The organism is Dyadobacter luteus (genome assembly GCF_003383615.1).
Taxonomy (GTDB): domain Bacteria; phylum Bacteroidota; class Bacteroidia; order Cytophagales; family Spirosomataceae; genus Dyadobacter; species Dyadobacter luteus.
Genome location: NZ_QNUL01000012.1, coordinates 137,832 through 160,293 on the forward strand (window position 1 = coordinate 137,832; position 22,462 = coordinate 160,293).

Below are 22,462 nucleotides of genomic sequence, written 5' to 3' on the forward strand. Positions count from 1 at the left end.
GAGTTTTGGCCGTCACCTTCGGCCGGGCTATTCGCTGCAATATCCCTATGGGATGATTTCCACTGCTATCCCTGACGGTTCTACAGTTGAAAAAATTTAGAAGCTGCCCGCGGAATAAGTTTGTATTATAAAATAAAATTAGAATGCATGGTTCTTACTTTAAATACCAACGTCAGGTTCATAATTATTGACAGGGTAGGCGATTTCAATACCAGACGCAGCATCACCCATCTAACTGAATTAATTCTTTTTTCGGAGCATGTATATTTTGCGATAAGATATTATGCCGATGCTGTTTACCAACCGAAAGGATTTTCCAAGTACTGACGGAATACCTTAATCTAATCATTCTGCTTGGGTTTTTTTGACTTAGAAACTGCTTGACTTAATGTTATTTTTCTTTACTTATTGATTGTTAGTGTTTTATCAATTTTCATCAAAGATTAAGAAATCATTTAATCTTCAGAGAGGAAGGTTTTGATGCATTTAGAGGTGTAGTAGCAAGTAATTGTAGATTTTATGAAAGTCGAAGATGTGCCATTTTGCTAATTTAGGATGTAACTATCTGGTTTTTAGAGTTTAATTCAAGTAAAATATACATCATATATAATATATTAACCATGTGAATTAATATATTAACTATTGTGTAAAAATAAATTTACATATGTATTTGTATTTGTAGAAATACTTTTCATTCTTTGGGTGCTGAGAAAAAATTAGTGGCCGCTAGTCTTTCGCCTGGAGTCAAACGTTTTGTTCACTTCTGATAGTTTTTTTGAATTTACGCTCATCTAATCTAAATTTTCCTCATGTATTTTTCATTCAGGAAAGTTAATTGTGATATGTTTTGAAAAAAAAGGTGAGATAATATCAATTCAGGACCGGTTTGAAATCCAGGCAAGCACCGTTATGGAAATTTTTTGATAATTAAACCATCTTAAAAGAATGAAAAACACATGTACCAAAATGCTCGCGTTAGCATTTTTTTGCGGCTTGTTTCAAAGCTGTTCCAAGGATGAGCAGATAGTAGACAAATTGGACACAATAGAAGTAAAGTCGGGGCGTTTAAGCTTTGAGAATCAAGCGCATTTTGACTTGGTATTTGATGAATTGATGAAAAATCAGGAAAGCGATTATTTAAATTCTTGGGAGAGTCAGCATAAGGGATTCACTTCGATGAAATCCGCATACGACAACCTGACAGACGTCGACTTTGAAAAAATCGCGCAGCAAAATTCCTTAAAGGGGTATGAGAACGTACTTCAGATAAGGGTGGAAAACGGTGAAAAAGAAGCAGCAGCAGTTACCGATCACCCTATTATGGCGAGGATTTTCAATCATGAGGGATTGTTGCTAATAGGCAAGGACGCGTTTAAACTGCAAAAGGATAGGTTGATAAAAATCGACTCGTATAACGAAGAGAAGATTCAAAAGGCGCTAAATTCACCAGACGAGAATAGCAATTATTTAAAAATCGAGAGTAAAAGAATTACCGAAGAATCGAAGGATTTGTCAGCAAGCCGGGTTTTGGATTTAGAAAGGTCATGTACCACTACATACGATACTAGATACAGATTCAAGGGTATTTTTGCTTTAATTGGCACAGTATCAGTAAACCCTTCTGGTGACTGGACAGCAGATTTTAGCGGTAGGTTCAGTTCCATAATTTGGATTGCCCAGCATAGGAAAAGGACAGCCTTCATATGGCATAATGATAAAACCACTGAGCTAAGGTTAAATGGAACTGTGGCATACTTGGATGACAATGGAGGTTTTTTCCCTGGCACCTTGACTGAAATTGTTGGTTATAATATCAATGAGATTGCATCAGCACATGGCTGGGGGGGAAATTACCGCGCAACTGCTTCGGTAACATCAAGTGGTATTGGAACTGACGGATCATTTCATGGCTGTACAGAGACGCGTTAGTGTTAAAAGTTTTATTAGTACGTGTCCGGTGAGACTGATCGCCGGACACGAATATGTTCGCGGGTTATGCTCGCTTATTTTGTTTCTTATCTCGCCACTTGCTTTTTCCCAGAATGTTATCTTAAATGGTCATGTCAACGATGGACAGACTGGGGAAGCTATTATAGGGGCGAGTGTGCGCAACGTGGGAAAATCATTAGGGACGGTTTCTAACACATACGGCTATTTTATTCTGAAATCACCTTCGGGCATTTCCCAGCTGAACATCTCATGCGTTGGCTACGAATCTCTGATTCTGGATTTGAATGCGGCTTCGGACACCACGCTCAACATCCGTTTGTCTCCCGCCAGTCACCAACTAGAAGAAATTTTGGTCAAAGCGAAGAGCAACATTGCTCAATCCAGTGCCGGGTATATGAATATTCCTGTAAACAGGCTAAAGGCCATTCCGATATTGTTTGGAGAAGCAGATATTGTAAAAGCCCTGGCACTCACTCCAGGTGTAACCACCGGGAACGAGGGAACAACAGGTTTGCTGGTACGAGGCGGTACGCCGGACCAGAACCTGATATTGCTCGATGACGCGCCCGTCTACAACACCGCCCACCTGTTTGGACTTGTATCGATATTTAATACCGATGCCGTCAAAAATGTAGAAATGTACAAAGGAGGCTTTCCCGCTCGATATGGCGGCAGACTTTCGTCGATATTCGATATTTCCATGAAGGAGGGAAACAAGGTGACCAGAAAGACGGAACGGACGATTGGCCTGGTCAGCTCGAGGATGCTTTGGGAAGGCCCGCTATCGATGAAGGACAAACACTACGGCAAATCCAGTTATCTGATCGCGGCGAGGACATCGTATCTTACTTTGTTTCTGCTACCCAAATACCTGCTATACCAAGCCGGCAAATCCTCCAACTATTTCAACTATTGGCTGTACGATCTTAATGCAAAAATCAACTATCAGCTAAATCCTAAAACTCAGGTTTTTCTAAGCCTTTACCATGGTAATGACTTCTATTCCGCCGGGGAAAGATCAGAAGATAATAGGGGTAGGATGGGTCTGTCATGGGGAAACACGACAGTGACAACAAGGTACAATTATGTTGTCCGGCCCAAACTCTTCCTGAAAAGCATACTATCTTTTTCAAGGTATCACTATGGAATTTCGACCAAAAGCGCTGAAAAGGATGGGCGCAAGTGGGAAGAAACTAGCTTCATTAAATCATCTTCGATTGTCAATGACCTGACAAATAAGACTTCTATCGAATGGTTTCCCGGATCTGGCCATACACTCAGGGCGGGGTTGCAGGCATCCTTATATCGTTACAGACCAATGTCGGTGAAGACCAGTATTGCACTGCCACCTGATTCGCTGTCAAAAATGAACGCACCCGTTTCTACCAGTGAAGTTGCAGCTTTTGCCGAGTACGAACTTTCGGTGGGCAACTGGTTGAAGACAAATGTAGGAGGCAGGGCGGTGAGTATGCAGGTCAATTCAAAAAAATATCAAAACCTGGAACCCAGGGCTGCGGTCAATTTTATTTTCCCCGGCGATTTTGCATTGAAGGGAGCCTATTCTAAAATGAACCAATACATCCATTTGCTGACCAGCAACAGCGTTGGTCTACCCAATGATGTGTGGGTGCCTGCGACCGGGACTATAAAACCGTCTTCCTCTGTGCAGTATACCATTGGCGTTTCAAAGACTTTGGGAAAGCAGGTTGAAGTAAGTATTGATGCTTATGATAAATCTTTATCTAACCTCATAGATTATTCTGCCAACAGTAGTTTTTTGATGAGCTTCAACAAATCCTGGCAAAGCCTTATCGAACAAAATGGAATGGGGCGGATAAGAGGCATTGAAGTGTTCATCAATAAGACCAAAGGTGATTTTACGGGCTGGGCTGGCTATTCACTTTCCCGAAATGAGAGGCGCTTTGATAGGATAAACGAAGGGGAATGGTATCCATCTAATTTTGACCGCAGGCACGTCATTTCGCTTGTCGGAAGCTACACCGCTCCCACTACAAATACCACGTTTTCTGTATCCTGGGTCTATCAGTCAGGTGCGCCCGTGACGATGCCAATAGCGGTACACAAACAATTCGATGAGGGACAGGTTAATATAGGTTACCCGACGTTCATTTACGGGGCCCGGAACAGCGTGAGGTTACCTGCCTATCACAGACTCGATTTCAGTACCAGCTTTGATCTGAAGCGACGAGGCCGTATGACACTCGGGGTCTATAATCTTTACAATAGGCTAAATCCTTACTACTTGACAGTTGATCTGCAGCCTTCAAATAGACCCGCACCCTCTCAACCATTTACCGGCATGGTCGGATCCGTTAACAAGGTAGGAGTACTACCGTTCTTACCTTATTTTAGCCATACAGTTACATTCTGATGAAAAAGTTAATTATATTTTTATTGTCATTTTCTACTTTTTTGGGGTGTAAAGAAAAGGGGGTCAGCCTGAAGCTGCCTTACGAAGGTGATAGATTAGTACTGTTTGGTCAGGTAGACGCTGCTGATACTGTGCGGATAGAAGTTCAGAAGACGTATCCTCCGACCGGTGAATCGACGTACATTGACGGCATTGCAAACGCGACAGTCAGGTTGTTTGATGAAGCGGGCTTTTTGGAAACGCTCAAGTACCAACGCAAAGGCATTTATGTTTCCGGCTCCGGTCGGAAATGGCAGCCAGGGAGCAGATACAAAATTGAAGTTGAAGCGCCGGGATTTCCGCCGGCATCAACGGAGCTGGAAATGATGCCGACCGCCCCGGTTGTTACCAGTTATGAATTCGGCCGGTCAATCGATTCTAAGTTTAACCCAGGTACACCTTCCAAAGAACTAATTATCAGTATACGGGACAACCCAAATGAAGAGAACTACTACATGGTTATTGTTAGGAGAAGTATTGGTAAGGATACATTTGGAACCAATATATTCGACCTGGACAGGCCGATGGATGATTTCGAAGATCCGTGCCAATTTCGCTACCTGTCCAACATCGTATTACCCGATTTATGTGCTAAAAATGGAGAGATAATATTAAGAAAAGGGGTAGAAATCAATAATCAATTCGGAAAGGAGGTTGATTGGACTGCCCAGGATAAAGTCACAGTGTCTACCCGCCAGATCACTAAGAGCTATTACGAATTTTGTAAATCCTATTATACCGAAAGTGAATTAATTACGGCTTTCATGCCACCTTTCCCAAGGTATACTAACATTACAGGAGGTTACGGTATTTTTACCGGCTACAGCCAGACTACAAAGGAATTCATCATAAAGGAGTAACGGTATTTTAAAACCCTCGAGTATTTTAGGACTGATGTATGGCTTGTGCTTGATGAATTAGACTGAGTTTTTAGAAATTCTAAGAATGGGAAGGTTCGGTGTGCATTATAATCTTTTGGCGATTGTGAAAGCCTTAAATATTCATATGCCAATTTTTAATCGGATTACGTGATAATAAATTGTCTTACTGCTACAAAAAACTATTTTAGTATTCATCTATAAATTTGATCATCGAATGAAGTATTGCCGTAACCGCCTTGCGGTCATTCTCTTCGAATACATAAGATTTACTACGCATACTCTTCCATGAGAGGTCTTTTTTCTGCGGGGTCGAAAGAGAGGGGATTATATTTTCAAAAACAGCACTCATAGATTTTGCCTGTACAATTCTGAGGGCGTCCAATGAATGCAAGATCATTCCGATCTGGTCAGCCGACAAAAGGCACATGATTTTCGGGGTCGGTTGCTCGGGATTTTTTGAGATCGCCGGCACATTTGAGTCGAGCGGGGAGACATTTTCAGTACGGACTTTACTGATATAAGCAGTTTCCAGTTTAAACCAGTTACCAATGATTTTTCTAAGAGAAGGAAGCTGGGCATTTAAGGCCTGATCCGAGCTCAGATATGCCTGATAAAACCGTTTTCGCAGCAGAAGTAACCGCTGCATTTTTCCGTTCCCGGTTTGATTTACATGGCTTGCTGCATAATGGGTATAGTAGCCGATAAAACGCCTGTCATTGAAATTGAGTCCTACCAGAAGCTCAATCAATCTATCATGCAACGGCTGCTGTTCAACTTTTAATTCTATTCTTTCCAAATGGGATATCATGCCTTGAAAATAGAGAATCTGGCTGTAGCTAATACTGGAAGGGATTTGCTGAGTAAATTCTTGTATTACTGCCAGTATCAAAGTGGTCAATGATGCGCAATCTAACTCGGATTTGAATCGCTCTGCAAGCTCTCTGGATTTTTGCAAAAAATCTTTTTGTATTTGTGTACTTTGATTCCGGGCGACAGGCTGGTGACTGAGAAGGTGTCCACTAAATCGTATCGATACGAGTTCAACTAATTTCTCAAGGCAAAGTATGACTACTTCACAGCAGTTAGCCCTGTTTGTATCTTCTGTGCCGATCAATGATAGGTTGAGATAGGAGCTGTCCAGCAGAGAAACCAAACTACGGTGATACTGGTTGATGAATACTTTGATTTTTTTCTCACTAAATAGTTTCAATGTGCCCTCTTGCAGAAAACCCATCTGCCTATCAACTTCGCTGCGGGCTCTTTGGGTAATTAATTGTAAGTCTCTTTCTGACAAGCTGGTAAGGTCACCTTTGGGGTTTAATGAGAAACGAACTGTGGTGTCAAGCCATTGTAAAATGTACTCTTCGTCCTTTATCATACTAGACCGGTTTGTTGAGTAGATTACTAAATCTTCATTCCTGATCTTTAAGTAAGCCCGGTAGCGTATACAATGCGAATTTTAGGGGTGAAATGCCGTAGATGAGGTGTGAATACAAAGTAATTTTATTAGCCGGCAGGCTTAGACGTGTAAACAACAGGCAGCCAGCACCATGTGCTGACCACCTGTTGTTTAACTTTCGTTACCGACTGGATGGATATAAAACTGGAATTAGTGTGCACAGAGCACCACTTGTCGTGATATCCTTACCTTTTTTGTCAGTTTTGACGGATTCAAAGCTGGACTGAGAGACAATTTTTACGTACTGGCTACCTGTAGATTGTTTGATCGTTTTCATTTAGATACTGTTTTAGTGATTAAAATTTATCCGTTCAAATGAAACCGAATGCAGGCAGCTGTAGAAATTATTGGTGTGAAACAGCAGAATTCAGGTGCGAAATGTCCTTATCGGGCCGGTGCTATCCAGTGGAATAGACATATTTACGGCAAAGAGCTTTTCGTTTTCATTGATGTTGAAGGTAAAGTTACTGCCAAAATAGAGTTTTAACTGTGAGGTAATATTTTTGAGACCAATACCTGAATGCTCGTCGTCAGAAGTGACTTTGAAAGTATTTTTTGTATTCTCAATGAAAAAATTCAGCCGCCCACCTTCTACATCTATACGTACATCCAGGGTTGCCGGTGCACGGTCATTTCTTGCTCCGTGCTTGAAAGCATTTTCTGCCAAAGTTAAAAGCAGCATAGAGGGTATGCGGTCTGTAGGCTTTATCAGGCCTGTCTGCTCAATAGAAAGCCTCAACCTGCAATGTTGCCGGCCTGACTCCAGATCAAGAAATGTTTTAAAACAATGGATTTCCCTTTCAAGAGCGATCAAATCATGCTCTGTATCGTAAATCGAATACTGAATCAAGTCTGTTAGTCTGGCCAAATACTGGGCTGATTCTATGTTTACCGTTTTCAGATCGAAGTATAATGAGCTCAGTGAGCTGAGAATAAAGTGGGGGCCAAGTTGGTACTTCAGCCGTTGAAGCTCGTCCTTCACTTTTTCCATTTCTATATCCTGAAGCTCTTTTTGAAATTTCATTCCGAATTTGACCATCTTGATACCTACCGGAAGAATAAGCAGCTGGGTATCCTGAAGGCTGAATGTAACAATGCTCACCTTTGTAATCCAGTCTGCGTTCGCACCTGTCAAAAGGGTACGTCCCAACATTTCAAAATTTACAGTAGTGTTTTCAAGACCCATCAAAATGTCAGCAATGGCAAAAATTACCATATTAAAAAGGTAGGTGATCCCAATGCAAAGCAAAAACAATACAGGAATGACAATCAGAATATCGATATATCTCCTCATCAGCCGTAAAAGCAACAGACAGCTGTAGAAAATGAAGAGAAACTTGCCGTAATACAGAATATAGGCGTAGACCATGAAGTCAGTGAGGTTTCCACGGAGCGCATTAGGAAGAAAGAACAAAAGGTGCGAACTGATAAAGACGATCCAGAAAAGTATATGTACCGCAATTCGCCTGGAAGGTGTCTTGGGAAACAGAATATAATCGAAAAGCAGGTATACAATGATTCGTCGCATGATATCAGCTTTTTAAAATGATAGGAAGTATATAATCCTTCTCGTTCTTTGAGATCGGTGTCCTGTAACCCTTCTCCATAATTAATTCATTCCCATCTACGAATTGAACGTAGCCGACATTAATGATATAGGATTTTTGTATCCTCAGAAATTGATTTACAGGAAGATGATCTTCAAATTCACTTAATTGTCCACGTACAGTATAGATGTCCGTATCGGTATATACCGTCACATAATTGTTATTTGACTGAAAGAAAATAATGTCGTCATAACGGATCAGGGCCAGTTTTTTATCTATTCTCAGCGTTAAACGGCTTGTGCCAAACTGAGCCGTTTTGGAATCTGTCCATGTTGAGATGTCCAAGGTATTCTTGGGCACATCAGATAATTGCTCAGAAGGATCAAAATGATTTTTTGACCCCGTTCGCCTTAAATGAATATCCATCGCTTTGGTCATTGCCTGAAGGAATCTTTCCTGGTTGGTCGGCTTCCAAAGAAAGTCGGTAGCATTTAAGTCGAACGCATCGACGGCATAGCGGTGGTATGATGAATTAATGATTACCTGCAAGCCGGATTCAGGAAGCATTTTCAGCATCTGAAGACCCGTAATACTGTCCATCTCAACATCCAGAAATATCAGGTCGGGTTTTATGTTGGCAATCATCGCCAGTCCGTCTATTCCATTGTAGGCATTGCCGACCAGGACCAGCCAGGGGAATTTGGCAATCTTTTCTTCAAGATGCTTGTGCGCATGGGTCTCATCATCAATAATCAGGCAACGCAGGGTTGGCAGCGGGTGTATATTCATTCCTTTTTGGGCTTTGTGTCAGGTTCAAGAGCAACAAAAGGAGGAGGAGCACTAGCCCAATTTAGGAAAGTAGATTTAGTTTGACAATTAAAAATGCCGGTTTTTTAAAGAATTGTAACCGTTTTCAACTTAAAGTAAATTGAATCATAATACTTCTTTAAGTAGTGATAAACCAGGAACTCCAGTTTTCGGTGACTATCGGAAAATAGCCTGTTCAGAAACATATGCACCACACTTGAAATGTAAGTTTCTGCGCCGGGTGCGTCCTGAAGCCTGCTTGAAATATGCCGATAGTGATCTAATGAAGGCTGAAGACACTCGTCAATTTGATGTTTAAGTAAATTTTCCGGATTATTTGAAAGCGTAAACTGAACCTGGGAAATATGGCTCCTGTAGGATTTATCCATTTGGTAAATGAGCGGCTGCTGACTTTGGAATTCTACATAAAAGGACCCATGGACCGCTTGCACGAATGCTCTCTTTTGTTGCAGGTTGTAACCCAGGGAATTTAGTATGAAATCAATAGATCTGATTGCTATCTGCCATTTTGGAATGGCACCCTTATTTGACAGCGAGAGTAATTGGCAGACAGATAGACTGTCGTAGTAAAACAGCGTTTCTGTCAGATGATATTCAATCAGAGCGTATCTCTCGAGTTCTCTCTCATAGGTATCGATGACAAATTTTTCAATTTTTGAGGCTTTCAAAAGTACATGTAGCTGATCGCAGAATAGCCTTAATATTTCAAATACCCTGTTTTTATCGTCCCCTGCAAATATTCTGATGCGAAGATGGTAACCGGGATCGTTGTAGCGGACAAAAAACCACTTCTTTATAGCTGCCTGGCCTAGAAGATGGGTCAGAAATGGCAGAAAGTTTTCGGTCAATATTTGGTCTGCAAGAGAAGGGGCCATGTAAACCTTGACATAGATCCACTCGCTTCCTGTTGCATACTGCCTGGTACTGTTACTGACCTTTGGAGCTGTAACTTTTGGCCAGCTCAAACTGGTGTTGCCTTTAAAAGGGACAATTACCTCGTGTGAGTAGCTTTCTCCGCCCGCCACCATAAAGCTCTGCACGGCGGGTTCGATGAATTCTGTAAGCCGTAGTTTCCTGCGTCTTCTTAGCATTGATAAAAGCATATCCAGACTCACTGTACTGTCGCAGTCAACCAGCAGAAGCTGGTCGCCGTCAGCGATCTGAATCAGCCGGGGTATCCGCCTTTTTTTCAAAAGCTCTCTTAGCTGCTGAACGGAGGTGTTTTTTCTATGTGCTTCTGGCAGCATTTCCATAGAAACCCTCCACTGGGCAACAGAGACGATAATATGTTTGTACTCAATACGTGGAAGAAAATCTTTGCCTGAAAAGTGCCCCCAATGCCAGTTAAATACCGGGGCTGCATTCTGGCGAGCCAGATCGCAGAGCAGCCGGTACACCGGTAATCCATTTGCGAAATTATGAGCACTTGTCAAACGTGGTATTACCCTTTTATCGTGGCTCTTTGACCATAGTACAAGCTGCTTGCCATCTGGTGTATAAAGATAAAGGTCGTCAGGTGTCACCTGGTTTTCTTTGGCCGTCTTGCTAACCGACAAATAAGTGATCTCATATTTTCTTAAATGTGGCCGTGACAGGATGTTACCTTCTTTATCAGAAGGTATATGGTTAATTTCCGCATATATGACCTCTGCGTCAACGAGCTCCTCACAGGAAATAGCCTGAGATACAAGCCCTGTTAATTCATTGTCATCGCTACAGAACCGGGCCATCAGATTAAATGAAGACGCAGAACCCATCGCACTAAGGCTGAACTTGAATTTTCCATTATCAAGATTCTTTTGGGAGTCAGCGATGAATTTGCCCATTAGGTATGTTCCGTCGTTTGCCCTATGGGACTGTTTGCTTGCTTTTGGCAAATGCTTTTTTCTAATATGTACCTTTTGAGTCTGCTGCGAAATCGACTGCTCGTACAATGTCAGGCGCAGATCTTCAAGCTGACTGTTATTATAATAAAATTGGTCATTTGGGCCGGTGCTGGCGTCTGTCACATCTGTAACGCTCGAGTCACCGGAAAATGATCTGTTTCCATATCCTATTCCAGTGTCCGGATCCAGAGCTTCCAGCAGAAGCACGGGGCGGGTTTGATATCTGCGAAAAAGCTCTCCGGTGAAATTGTCAAGTTCATTATTGACCGTAGGGGAAGACAGCGGCACTAGTTCGTCAAGCTCATTTTGAATGATAGCTACCGGCTTCTGGTTGATCTTGCAGCTTTCTGCTTGTAGCGTTGAATTGACAAAGAGGATTTGGTCAGCCCTGATATCTGGACAATACTTCAAAATCACAGGGTGAAGCCGTTCGCAGATAACGTTTATACCTGTTCTTCGACTAATGATGTACTTTATTTTGTGCAGGTCTTTTATAATGGAAGCGGCTGAAGGTATTTTTTCCAGACTGCGGAGTAAGCGGTCCAGCCCGTTCTGTTGTATCGGTCCGGCGTCAATTTCACTGTAAAGAAGCTGCTGTTCGAAAAGTGTTGTGATAAGCTGCTGTGCATTGGAATGATCAAGCCCGGCATTTATCAAAGCGGCGGTAAGATCACCGAATGGCACAGGAGTTTTGCTTTGCGCGAGAACAAGATCCAGATAACTATTGCTTTCTACTTCCAGCTGGTTAAAGCGGTCGTTGTCCCGGCCACTTCTTCTGATGTATCTGTATATATTCTGAAAGCGGTACAGACTTGTATTACTACATAGCGTTAGATGAGGTAGAATATTCGGCATAGAAGCAATCGCCCTTGAGAGTCGGGCTAGTGCTGTGAAGGAAAGCTGGGTTTTTGTAACCATTTTTGCAGACTCGGGAAATGATATTTTTGTAGGTTCTGCAGATATTTCCCCTGTGCAGACCCCGGCCATGGTGCCGAACGGTGTGGGGCGGGAGCTCATTCTGACAAAGTACCGGTACAAGGCCCGGTAAATGGGTTTGGCGTCGCCTTGATAGTCTCCTTGCATTATTTTCTCAAAGGAATAGTAAAGATCTGCAGATGCTAAAAACAAGGCTTCTTGGAATTCACGGGTTAAAAAGCGGTCCATCATAATGTCTGTGTACTGTTCAGGATTAGCATCAATGCTTTTATTGAAGGCTAAAAGACTGCTCAGTGACAACGCCGGCCTGCGTAGAAGGAAAAATTCGTGAAATCTGCTGTTCATGGTTTCTGTATTAAGGTTAGCACTTTAGTACAGACATAAAAGTCACGGCTTCACAGGCCCTGTCATAGTTTTTGGTGTCAAATGCAGTTTTGTAAAGGCTTTTGGCTTATTCATGGCAACTACCTGAAATGTGTCCATTGAAAAGTGAATCTTAATCTTGGCAATGTGATGGAATTGGTGAAAAGTAATTGGCGTATATACGGAATCGTCATTTGACACCAGAATTTGGGCATTTCACACCTAAAATTTTGATGACATCAGTTCCGGTGAAAGTTTTCAGGCTGCTTGCTGGTATCAGACCAATGTCTCTTAGCGGCATTTTAATTTTCTCACCAACCTTCACAATTGCTATGCAAACACTTAGTCTGTTAGGCCATCTTGAAACTTTTTACCCGTTAACTGATCAGTTCAAGGACGCACTTCACTCGTCGATCACAAACCAGAAGCTGAAAAAGGGTCAGGTAATCTATCCCAATGCGGGCCTGCCCGCAGTCTGGTATCTGAAATCAGGCCTTGCCAAAGGTCACTACTATGATCTGGATGGAAAGGAACATATTACCCGTTTCTGGAAACAGGGCGAGACGATGCTGCTCGCAGAAATTACCCCGAATTCAGCCCTGGCGGCCAGCCAGATTACGCTGCTGGAAGATTCCACCGTAACAATTATCGGCGAAAAAAATGCTGTCTATCTCTACAACCGGTTTGCTGAAGCTTCTAAACTATTAATTAAGATTCTTCTTTCTGACCGCAATAAGGCTGAAATCAAAGCGCATTTACGGACGCTGCCCGCGGCTCAGGCCTATCAGGAGTTCAAAGATGTGTTTCCCGCAGAACGCATTATTTTAAAAGACATCTCGTGTTATCTGGAGATTTCGCAGACCTGGCTGAGTGATATCAGAAAAAATAGAGGGTAGATTCTACTTTCGGTAACAAAATATAATTAACTGTATTGCAACTAGTTGAAATGCTGTAAAAAAAGTTCAGCCTAGTTTTATCATGAAGTTACACGGCTGCTCATCTGTGATCAGCCCGGCAGGACAGATAAAATGACACTGACGTTATGAGAAAACAACAAATGCTGCTGAACATCATGATCACCTTGCTGATACTGCTTTTTACCTATACGGCGGTATCAAAGCTTGCAGATCTCTCAGAGTTTGAAAAACAGCTCCGCAATCAGGTAATTCCAAAGTGGTCTGTCGGGATTTTACTCTGGTTGCTTCCGCTGACCGAGCTGGTGATAGCCGCAATGTTGATGTCAGGCAAGTACAGGGTTTCTGGTCTGAGAGCCTCTGTAGTGCTGATGCTTGTCTTCAGTATTTATATGGGACTTGCCACATTTCATGTGTTTGACCGCAAGCCGTGCAGCTGTGGCGGGGTGCTCAGAAGTATGGGGTTCACCACTCATTTTATCTTCAATTTGACTTTTCTTTTTTTCTCGATTGCATCGCTCAGACTTCAAAAGTCCCTGGATGCTGTTTTCGAAAATCCAAAGATATAAAGACGTCTCCGGGCCCGGTCAGGAAAGTACTGCCCCGATTACGCCAGGGAATGGTTGCGCATGCCAAAATGCGCAGACTGCTGAAAACCTGAAAACAGAGTAGGCAACAATTAATCCTGTTACACTTAAAATTCAAAAATCATGAAAAAGTTAAGAATCGATTATCTGTTTGTTTGTGCTTTGGTATTGGGTGGGGGAGCAGCTGTTGCAACCAGTGGGCCGGATGTGGTAAAAAGTAATGTCGCAACTCAGATCTGGTACCGGACTGCGGCTAATGACACCGACAGTGGAACCTGGGTTCAGGGAACCAGTAGTGGCAGCTGTGAGGAATCAGAGCTGCTGTGCAGCGGTGTTTTTGAGGAAGGCTATCAACCCAACGAGCATGATGATAACATTAATAAGCAAAATAACCTGAGTACAACAGTAAACACAGGTTTTGTTCAGCAGTAAGCCGCTGTTTACTTAGTTACTGCTTGCCGGAGCCCCGGCAAGCAGTTTTTTTGTTTTATCTGGGGTTTTGTCCGATTCCGCTTATCAAGACCTCGTTGTCAGGGATTGGAAAAACATATCTGTTTGCATTAGGCAGAAGGGTATAATCTTGCTGTTTCAGCCCTCTTTTGATCGTCGTTGCAGTGGCAGGATCCTGGTTAAGCCTTTTCAGATCAGACCATCTCTGGCCGCGTGCGAACATTTCTTTTCTTCTTTCCAGCAGAACAAGTGAAAGAATTTCGCTGTCATCAGAAGTCAGTTCTTTAAATGTTCCACTTTTATATCTCTGTTTTAAAAGCGTATTCAGGTTTTGCAATGCAGGGGCGGTCTCTGACTGTCGTGCATGGCATTCTGCCAGTATCAGGTATAACTCAGAAGTACTCAGACCTCCGAAAAAGGTGGTGCTTCCCTGATAGCTACCCTTGTAGCCGTGATGCCCGTTTCTGAATGTGAAATAACATGTTTTTCTCAGATCGTTTTCGTGGTAGGATTCATATAGCACAGAGTCAACGCCTGTGCTCGTCGAATTCATCAGTGTATAAGCATTCAACCTAACAACAAATATTACTTCCGGGTTACTTTTGGTCAATGTGAGTGGCAATGGCCTTGTTGCCGAAGGGTTCAGCGTATTATAGTCAAGCAGTTTATCGTGTAGGGCAAGACTGGCAGACGCGGACTCCATCGCTTTCTGATAAGATTGCATCACAAGATATACTCTTGCCAAAAGCGCCAATGCAGCTACTTTGGAAGGCCTGTTTTCATAATCCATCACTGGTGAGAGCATCTTTTTGGCCTGGGTTAAATCAGAGAGCACCTGGTCATATGTCTGCTGGAGGCTACCGCGGCTGACAATTTCATTGATGTCCATCGTTTTTCTAACCGGAACCCCAGGAAGGTCTTTTGCTGTCTGGGCGTTGTATGCAGGTGCAAAGAGCTGTGCAAGGTTAAAAAGCGCATGGGCCCGAAAGAAATGTGCACTGCCATAAGCTTTTCGCCATGCTTCAGTTTCTTTCACCGTTTGGTCGAGTCTGTTAAGACCATCAATCGCGACATTGGTGTAGAAGATACAGCGGTAAGGGGTGTTCCAGTCATTGCTGGCCGCGCCTTCAAAAATATCCTGGTTCCATAAATAGGTATTGCGCTCGACGGCCGACAGGTTTGCAATGTTGCTTTCAAGATGGTAGAACTCATCGGCTGCCAGTACCTGCAGTCCGGGAGCGTCATTCATACCGTCGGCAAAAGCGTCAAGCAGGGCTTGGTAGTGAGCAAGTTCACTGGGCACGACCAGGGCCTGATTCGGTTTTTTGTCCAGAAAATCAGGTGCACAGCAAACCAGCAGTAGCGCCAGGCAAATAATGAAGATGTTACTAAGTTTCATTTCCAAGTGAGGTAAAAGTTAGAAATCGATTTTGATTCCGCCAGCGATGCTTCTTGGCGCTGGAGGCGCTGTGAGCGCATCAGGATCAAGGTGTCCGTCTGCTCTTTTCCAGATGATGCCCAAATTGTTGGCATACACATAAATCTGCGCCGAACGGAACGGCAGGGCTTTAATCTGGGATTTGTTGATCGAGTAGCTAATGTTGATATCCTGAAACCGGATATGGTCACCTCTTTTTACATGCAGTGAGGCGTAGCGGTAAAACTCATTTCTTTGCGACTGGTTTACCTGCGGCATAGAAGGCACCTGGGTGTGCAGCTCATCGCCAGGCTGCTGCCATCTTCGGCTGTAATCCGCATGGCCGCCAGCCCCACTTAATATTGTATCATAGCTCAATGATGGTGTGCGGAAATAATATTTCAGACGGTAGCTGATATTGGCAGACAGACTGATACCTCTCCACGAAAAGGTGTTTCGCAGCGCACCGAAGAAAAGCGGGCGCAGTGTGCCGTGATAGACCAGATCATCAAAAGTGGTCGAGGATCTTATGGCTGCGTAATTGCTGCTCGGCTCTGATTGCAGATAACCTTGCGGATTGCCGTTCGTTGGATCAAGACCTGCCCACTGAAAGCTGTATACACTGTACAGGGGCTTGCCTTCGGCCGGTACAACCGTGCCACCGCTCAAGTAAGAGCCGACGACATTGGTGGGCTTGACCAGGTACCTGGTGACTTTGTCTGCTGCATAGCTGATAAAAAAGTCCGTGTTCCAATGTAGGCTACCTCTCAGGTTTCGTGAGGAAAGGTTCAGGTCCAGTCCCTGGCCGCTGGTATGGGCAGTGTTACCTCTGAAGACACTCATACCGGTCTGCGGCGCCAGAGGCGACTGCCCGATCAGATCAATTCCTTTTTTAAGGTAATACTCAATACTACCGCTCAGAACACTTCCCCTGGTTTTGAAATCTATGGCAAAATTGATCATCCTGATCCGTTCCCACCTTAGCTCAGGGTTAGGGGGATTGACAATACTGGCATAAGGCAATCCGGCCGCCGAAAAGTGGGCGGGGCTATAGGCTGCGGTAGTAAATGCCGACAAGGACTTGTCTATATTCCCATTGTATCCGTAGGTGGTTCTAAGTGTAAGGGAGGGAAGCCAGGAAAGACTATAAAACTGTTCCCGGTTTATTTTCCAGCTACCACCGACCGAGTAAAGAGGAACACCCTTCTGATTGGTATTTACCCCAAACAGGTTTGATTGATCATACCTTGCACTTGCAGACAGTATATAGCGGCCCAGGTGGCTGTAAGCAACATTACCATAATAGGAAATATACCGGTCTGTCAGATCGCTAATGTTATTAATGGGAGTAATTCTGTTAGTCTTAGACGCCGGATTGACATAGGAAGTAAAGTTGGAAAGGTGATCCACCACCACGCTTGTCGCCAGCTCGGGATCGTATCCGTATAACCGGTTTGAAAAGCCTTTGGTGGCAAGCTCACGTACTTCTGCTCCTGCAAGCGCAGTTAAATTGCTTTGATTTGAGAAATCCTTGTTGATGTTTAGCTGCGCCCTTGCATTGTGGGTTATAGCCTGCAGATCGCTGATATTGAGAATGTCGCCATAAGGCACGGGCCTTGTCAGTGATCCTGTCTGATCAACGACGGTAAATCTGTTGACCATATCACGCACAAACCAGCTGTTTTTATCCTGACGCCTGCGCGACTGGCTTGTATTGTTAACATATTGATAAAGAATATGGGCAGACAGCCAGGAGTTGATCTTATAGCCTGCGTTCAGATTGACACGGTAGTCTGTCAGACGCTCGTTATTATCCATAAGTTTCTGGTCAGTGATCGGATTATAACTCCAGTCCAGAAGTCCCTGTGCGCTGGCCTGATCAAGAAAACTTTTCCTGTAGGAGTGGACTAAAGCGGCAGGGTTGCCATTCTGGTCAGTAAAGCTGGCGTACGGGTAAAGAGGCCTTCCACCTGAAGTGTTCAAATCGCTTGCTCCCACTGTGTTCGACAGGCTTTTCGAAGATGTGTAATAGATGCCAGTAGTCAACTCGAGCCTATCCCTAAGCAGCATATAGGTATTTGTTGCATTCAGGGTGGCCCTGGAGAAATCACTGCCGACAGATGCGGCCCTGTTTTTGTCAAAACCTGCTGAAACCACATACCTTTGATTTTTTGCGCCCCCGCGAATATTGACGGCATACTGCTGGTTCACACTGTTTCTGTACAGGTGCCTTCCAATATCTTCCCTGACATCCTTGCCGCGAAAGGCATTGATTTGGGCATCAGCGTCAGACGGGCTGATACTGCCGTTTCTTTTTGCGATCAATAAGTCCACTACGGGCGTTAGCGCAGTTTTCGCATCATCATTTTCAATACTGTTGTAATAGCCCCTGTCAAACAGCGTCTTTTCAATGTCGATATACTCAGAGGTTGAGATCTGCGGAAGATAATACAGGTCAGGCCGCTGCTGCAAAGTCACATTGCTATTGACTGAAACCTGCGCGGGCTGATTGAAATTTCCTGTTTTGGTGGTGATCACAATGACCCCGTTACCGGACTGGGCGCCCCATATAGACGCTGCCGCCGCATCTTTCAGGATAGTGACACTTTCGATGTCGTTGGGGTTAATCGATGCCAGATCGCCCGTGTAGGGAAAATTGTCCAGAATGATCAAAGGGTCTTGTCTGGCAAATAGCGTGCTCTGGCCCCTGATGCTGATCGGGCTTTGCGCGTCACGGGGAGTAATACCATTTCGGTTGAAGACAAGGCCGGGAACTACATCCGAAAGCCGGCTGATAATATCAGGGCTTACACTTCTGTTCAGGAGTTCATTATTGACTTGTACAAAAGATCCGGTAGCCCGTTCTCTGGCGATTTGTTGGTAACCACTCGAAACAGTGACTTCGCCGAGCTGGTTTGCATCTGTCTGTAGCTGGATTACCAATTGGTTCTGGCTGGCCGCTGAGACTTCCTTTTTGATATAGCCGATAAAGGAGACGACTAACACAGGGTTTTCCCCGCTCACAGAAATGGTAAACCGCCCCGAGGAATCAGCGGACACTCCCTGAAACGTGCCCTTCTGGATTACAGATGCCCCTGCAAGCGGAGTCTGATCGTCGGCAGAAACAATCCTGCCGCTGACTTTGGTAAGCTGCGCCAGGGTGATAACCGGCAGAATGATAATAAGTAATAGGGTGAAAAGTGTTTTCATAGATGCTGTTTTAAGGAGGGGTTAGCGGACCGATGCAGAAAGATTATCCCGGATAACGAGTACATCCTGCTCCAGCTCGGTTTCTGTCATTTTCAGCCCGTAACGCGCCAGTTCAACATTGAGCGCTTTGAGGTCAGAAAGCCCTGATTCGATCTGAAGGTTTACCCGCTCTTTAAGCCCGGTCTGGTCTACGACAGGTATTGGATGATTTTGTGATTTGTTAATCCTGTCCACAAGCATCGACAGCGTCGCATTGTTTAACTGCCAGCCGAAGCGGTCGACCTGGACATGAACGGGCCCTTTACTGCTTGATTCCAGCTTGCTTTTGTCCCCGGTCAATTGCAGCACAAGGCATTTTTTTCTTCGAAGCTCAACGCTCGCTGAAAATTCAGGGAACAGGTTCTCCAGGTCCTTGCGCATCAACTGGTTTGTTTTCTCAGACAAAGAGGCCGGTACGATCAACTCGTAGCAGAAGCCATGCCCGTTATCCAGCCAGTTTCGGTAGTCAGCACCATAAAGTTTTGAGGTGAGCGCCGACGCGCTGTCTGATTCAATGACTACGCTTCCCTGATCAAACCACTTTCCGGGCTGCGCGTAAGCAATCCGGTATAACCAGAGCCTGCTGCAATTGCGGACTGTGATTCTTTTACCTTCATTAGGCTGGTTATTCAAGGAAAATCCTCCGGGTATTCCGGGCGTGTAACTGGTCATCACAGAGTGGTAGAGCATCTTGCTGCCATCGCCCCCGTTGCCGTTGGCAAGCAGTGGGAGTTTTTCCGAGTAAGGTATCCGGACTGCATCTTTCTTTTCGCTGATAACCTGATTTGACTTTTGAAGAAGTGAGCTGATTGTTTCCGCGTTTACCTGCTTCATATCTGTAATCGCACGCACTACACCAGTCTGGTCAATCCAGACATAGTGTGGGAAAGTTGAATGGTAAAACATCCTGCTTAGAACCGTATCTGAAACGACTTCCGGGTGCGCTATACGTTTACCAAATCTTTTCTCGTGTTTAACCCGGAAGCCGGCCACTTTTGCTGTGGGCTCTGTTGTCACTGCCAAAAACTGGATCTTGCCTTCAAACTGTTTTTGAAGTGAATCCATTCTGGGGATCATATACACACAAGGACTGCACCAGTAAGCCCAGAAGTCCAGTATCAGTAGCTTACCCCGGAAATCCGAGACTTTGGCAGTGGGGGTTTTATAGTTTAAAACGTTTTGGATAATTACATCCGGGACTGTGTCACCAATAGACAGTGAACGGAATGGGGCTTTGACCTGCTGGGCTTTTGCAGGCCGCCAGCAGAGCATTAGTAAAAATGAAAGTAGAAGATACAACAGGTAAGGCAATAGCTTCCCTGGTGAGCAAAAACGTGAGTTCATTGCAAAAGAGATTGGAGTGAAAACAATAGGGGGCCTGCTCGTTTTCTAAGCGGGAAAACGACAATACCGTAACCGTCAATTGACGGTCAGATTATGTGTACGGGAATTGTGCTTAGTCCGGTGGACAGATTACAAGGGTAATAATGGCAATCATATGCGTTAATCAGTTTGTGCTTCCGTAGCTACGGCAGCGTTCGACAAAAATTAACTCTAAGCCAGTTCCCTGATGTGCGGTGGTAGGGGAGCCTATAAAAGGCGTGGAACTTGGCTTATTTCATTAGAGGTACTGGTATACCATGCAGCAACAAGCAAACCCACGCCTAGGTCGTGAGCTATTCTGCCTATTGTCTCGCTGCAAAAATTACCAGTTTTCTAATGTGAGACACTAAGCGAATGCTTCAAATTTCTTTGTGAAGTATCGCGTTTTTTGAGATTGACGCATCGAAATATTACTCGTTTGCGTGAAAATCAAAACAAATATAACATTAAATATTGAATTGGCGTATGATCATACGTCAAAAAGTTTTTTGAATAAGAAGACTTTCCGAAATGGAAAGTAAAGAGGAACGTCAGGAGAAATTTGCCAAGGCAGTTTTAACCGTCGCTGAAGAAAGAGGGTTGAGTTTGAGAAAGCTAGCTGCTGCGTCAGGGCTGGAATATTCTCAGGTACAGAGAATCTGTAAAGGAAAAGTGAATCCAGCATTGTCGACGATCATTTCGTTGGCAGAAGGCCTTGAAGTTTCACCTTCTGAATTGTTCGCATACTACAATAATCCGTCTTGATGGTTATTGAGAGGACATTGTAAAAGGCGGTTTGTGGCATTTATTATCAAGTTAATCCTTGACCTCTAACAAGCTTTATGTCAGGTTCGAATTTTCTTTTCCAACATTTCACTCGATAGCCTGCGTACATTGACTATTAGGAGAACCTCTAATAAGTATTAACATACAGTGGAACACAGAATTCAATTATCAAAAGGAGAACCTGCGAAAAAGTGGAAAATATGGTGAACAGGAATTCGTACTAAATCCTACTATCACCTTTACACCAGTGTAGAACGAAGAAAAACGGATACACATAATAGCCATAAAAAATACTTAAGTAGAAACTTTTAAAGGAGTTAACCCGTCAGGCACAGCAACCATCAGAGCAGCAATTGCTACAAACAGGGTCAAATATTTGACAGAATCTATTCCAGGTCTGGATTTATACGAACGGGAGAAGACGACACACGATTTGAAAAAACTGGACAGCGAACTGGCATCGTTTCTGGATATACAGGATAAGTCTCAAAATATTCTTTTACAAGTTGATGAAGTCAATGTCAAAATGTTGTCAGTTAAGAATGAGCCAATTAAACTATCCGGTTGCATCAATCATCTGAAGTTATGCACCGTTTAATCAAGATCGCCCCTTTTTTCTGCTTATCTTGTTCAAATCAAATCGGCCTTACCGTGAATTGTAATCACTGCGAATTGTAATCACTGCACTTAACGCCGATTATATCGCCATCCGGCTCTAAAATCCCAACAGTACAATAATTAGAGCAGTATGGGCTAAGTTTCAATGATACCAGCTCTTTGTAAATCTTTTTCAGGTAACAATGATTGATGCGGTAAACAGCTAAGAAACGTCTATATTTTTCAAATCGGCTATCTCGCAACGAAATCTGTTGGTTTTTTGGGCAGAACAAGTAGTCCAGTCGGCTAAGATTTATTCACTTAACGTTAGCTAAAAAAATAACGGCGAATAATTTGAAGTCCATTTTTTAAAAAGTACACAGAGCCCGAGAATAATATAGTACTGATGATTATGGTAATGATAAATTCTATCATAACCATAGGTTTCGTCAGGAATGCTAAGCCTAAACCTGTCAGTCCGAAAGGCAGTATATTAACAAATACAATAACGGAATAGAACTCGGCATTACCATTTTTAGAAAAACGACTACCTACTGCAAATGCAGTGAGGAAGATTACAAATGCAGCACTGACCCATAAAATTAGAATTTGGATTTCAGTTCTGAATTGGATTATTTTTTCGAAGTGGACAAGTCCGTCGGCTGATAACCTGATTGAGAGAAACCCAGGTAACTCTTTCAGGAAAAGTTGGAATTTCGAATCTAGCAATGCCACTATGATGGGGGTGCATTTCAATTCTACGCAGCTTGCTTTAGTATTTGATTTATGCAATCCCATCGCCCACTTTCTCTGAGAACT

The 22,462-nt window shown here is 43.6% G+C and carries 16 protein-coding genes; 8 read left to right on the top strand and 8 right to left on the bottom strand.

What is annotated here, in order from left to right; all coding sequences use genetic code 11:
* The first annotated feature begins 945 nt into the window (after positions 1-945).
* The 3 genes from DSL64_RS16015 to DSL64_RS16025 are packed head-to-tail and all read left to right on the top strand — an operon-like array spanning position 946 to position 5,241.
* A complete protein-coding gene (locus DSL64_RS16015; protein ID WP_115831922.1) occupies positions 946-1,929 on the top strand; it encodes a hypothetical protein in 984 nt (327 codons plus the stop codon).
* The gene (locus tag DSL64_RS16020; protein ID WP_115831923.1) at positions 1,907-4,342 is read left to right on the top strand and encodes a TonB-dependent receptor; all 2,436 of its coding nucleotides are present in this window, start codon (positions 1,907-1,909) and stop codon (positions 4,340-4,342) included. Before DSL64_RS16015 ends, DSL64_RS16020 begins: the two co-directional genes overlap by 23 nt.
* On the top strand, positions 4,342-5,241 hold the full coding sequence (locus DSL64_RS16025) for a DUF4249 domain-containing protein (RefSeq protein ID WP_115831924.1): 900 nt from the start codon (positions 4,342-4,344) through the stop codon (positions 5,239-5,241). Before DSL64_RS16020 ends, DSL64_RS16025 begins: the two co-directional genes overlap by 1 nt.
* 205 nt (positions 5,242-5,446) lie before the next feature.
* Here DSL64_RS16025 and DSL64_RS16030 read toward each other — a convergent pair whose 3' ends face one another.
* The 4 genes from DSL64_RS16030 to DSL64_RS16045 form a co-directional block, all read right to left on the bottom strand.
* The gene (locus DSL64_RS16030; protein ID WP_115831925.1) at positions 5,447-6,640 is read right to left on the bottom strand and encodes a hypothetical protein; all 1,194 of its coding nucleotides are present in this window, start codon (positions 6,638-6,640) and stop codon (positions 5,447-5,449) included.
* 448 nt (positions 6,641-7,088) lie between these two features.
* Positions 7,089-8,249: a sensor histidine kinase gene (locus tag DSL64_RS16035; protein ID WP_115831926.1), complete on the bottom strand. Its 1,161-nt coding sequence runs from the start codon at positions 8,247-8,249 to the stop codon at positions 7,089-7,091.
* 4 nt (positions 8,250-8,253) lie between these two features.
* Positions 8,254-9,057, bottom strand: a complete 804-nt coding sequence (locus DSL64_RS16040) for a LytR/AlgR family response regulator transcription factor (RefSeq protein WP_115831927.1) — start codon at positions 9,055-9,057, stop codon at positions 8,254-8,256.
* 104 nt (positions 9,058-9,161) lie between these two features.
* The gene (locus DSL64_RS16045; RefSeq protein ID WP_115831928.1) at positions 9,162-12,263 is read right to left on the bottom strand and encodes a lantibiotic dehydratase; all 3,102 of its coding nucleotides are present in this window, start codon (positions 12,261-12,263) and stop codon (positions 9,162-9,164) included.
* 251 nt (positions 12,264-12,514) lie between these two features.
* Between DSL64_RS16045 and DSL64_RS16050 the strand changes: the two genes are divergently transcribed.
* From DSL64_RS16050 to DSL64_RS16060, 3 genes are all read left to right on the top strand, one after another.
* The gene (locus DSL64_RS16050; RefSeq protein WP_115831929.1) at positions 12,515-13,177 is read left to right on the top strand and encodes a Crp/Fnr family transcriptional regulator; all 663 of its coding nucleotides are present in this window, start codon (positions 12,515-12,517) and stop codon (positions 13,175-13,177) included.
* A gap of 146 nt (positions 13,178-13,323) precedes the next feature.
* Complete coding sequence (locus DSL64_RS16055) at positions 13,324-13,764, top strand: MauE/DoxX family redox-associated membrane protein (protein WP_115831930.1); 441 nt, start codon at positions 13,324-13,326, stop codon at positions 13,762-13,764.
* Between the two features lie 141 nt (positions 13,765-13,905).
* On the top strand, positions 13,906-14,214 hold the full coding sequence (locus tag DSL64_RS16060; RefSeq protein WP_115831931.1) for a hypothetical protein: 309 nt from the start codon (positions 13,906-13,908) through the stop codon (positions 14,212-14,214).
* A gap of 55 nt (positions 14,215-14,269) precedes the next feature.
* On the opposite strand, the gene DSL64_RS16065 is transcribed toward DSL64_RS16060, so the two are convergent.
* Genes DSL64_RS16065 through DSL64_RS16075 form a run of 3 tightly spaced genes read right to left on the bottom strand, consistent with a single transcriptional unit; the run spans position 14,270 to position 20,242 of the window.
* Positions 14,270-15,631, bottom strand: coding sequence for a RagB/SusD family nutrient uptake outer membrane protein (locus DSL64_RS16065; RefSeq protein ID WP_115831932.1), 1,362 nt, complete (start codon positions 15,629-15,631; stop codon positions 14,270-14,272).
* Between the two features lie 18 nt (positions 15,632-15,649).
* Positions 15,650-18,859, bottom strand: a complete 3,210-nt coding sequence (locus DSL64_RS16070; protein WP_115831933.1) for a SusC/RagA family TonB-linked outer membrane protein — start codon at positions 18,857-18,859, stop codon at positions 15,650-15,652.
* A gap of 21 nt (positions 18,860-18,880) precedes the next feature.
* A complete protein-coding gene (locus DSL64_RS16075) occupies positions 18,881-20,242 on the bottom strand; it encodes a TlpA family protein disulfide reductase (protein ID WP_115831934.1) in 1,362 nt (453 codons plus the stop codon).
* A 549-nt stretch (positions 20,243-20,791) separates the two neighbouring features.
* On the opposite strand from DSL64_RS16075, the gene DSL64_RS16080 reads away from it, so the two are divergent.
* Together DSL64_RS16080 and DSL64_RS16085 are read left to right on the top strand one after the other, a co-directional pair.
* Positions 20,792-21,025, top strand: coding sequence for a helix-turn-helix domain-containing protein (locus tag DSL64_RS16080; protein ID WP_115831935.1), 234 nt, complete (start codon positions 20,792-20,794; stop codon positions 21,023-21,025).
* Between the two features lie 397 nt (positions 21,026-21,422).
* Complete coding sequence (locus DSL64_RS16085; protein ID WP_115831936.1) at positions 21,423-21,644, top strand: hypothetical protein; 222 nt, start codon at positions 21,423-21,425, stop codon at positions 21,642-21,644.
* Positions 21,645-21,970: 326 nt separating this feature from the next.
* Here the strand turns inward: DSL64_RS16085 and DSL64_RS29290 are convergent.
* A partial coding sequence (locus tag DSL64_RS29290; protein WP_229217109.1) for a hypothetical protein occupies positions 21,971-22,462 on the bottom strand: 492 nt, incomplete at its 5' end.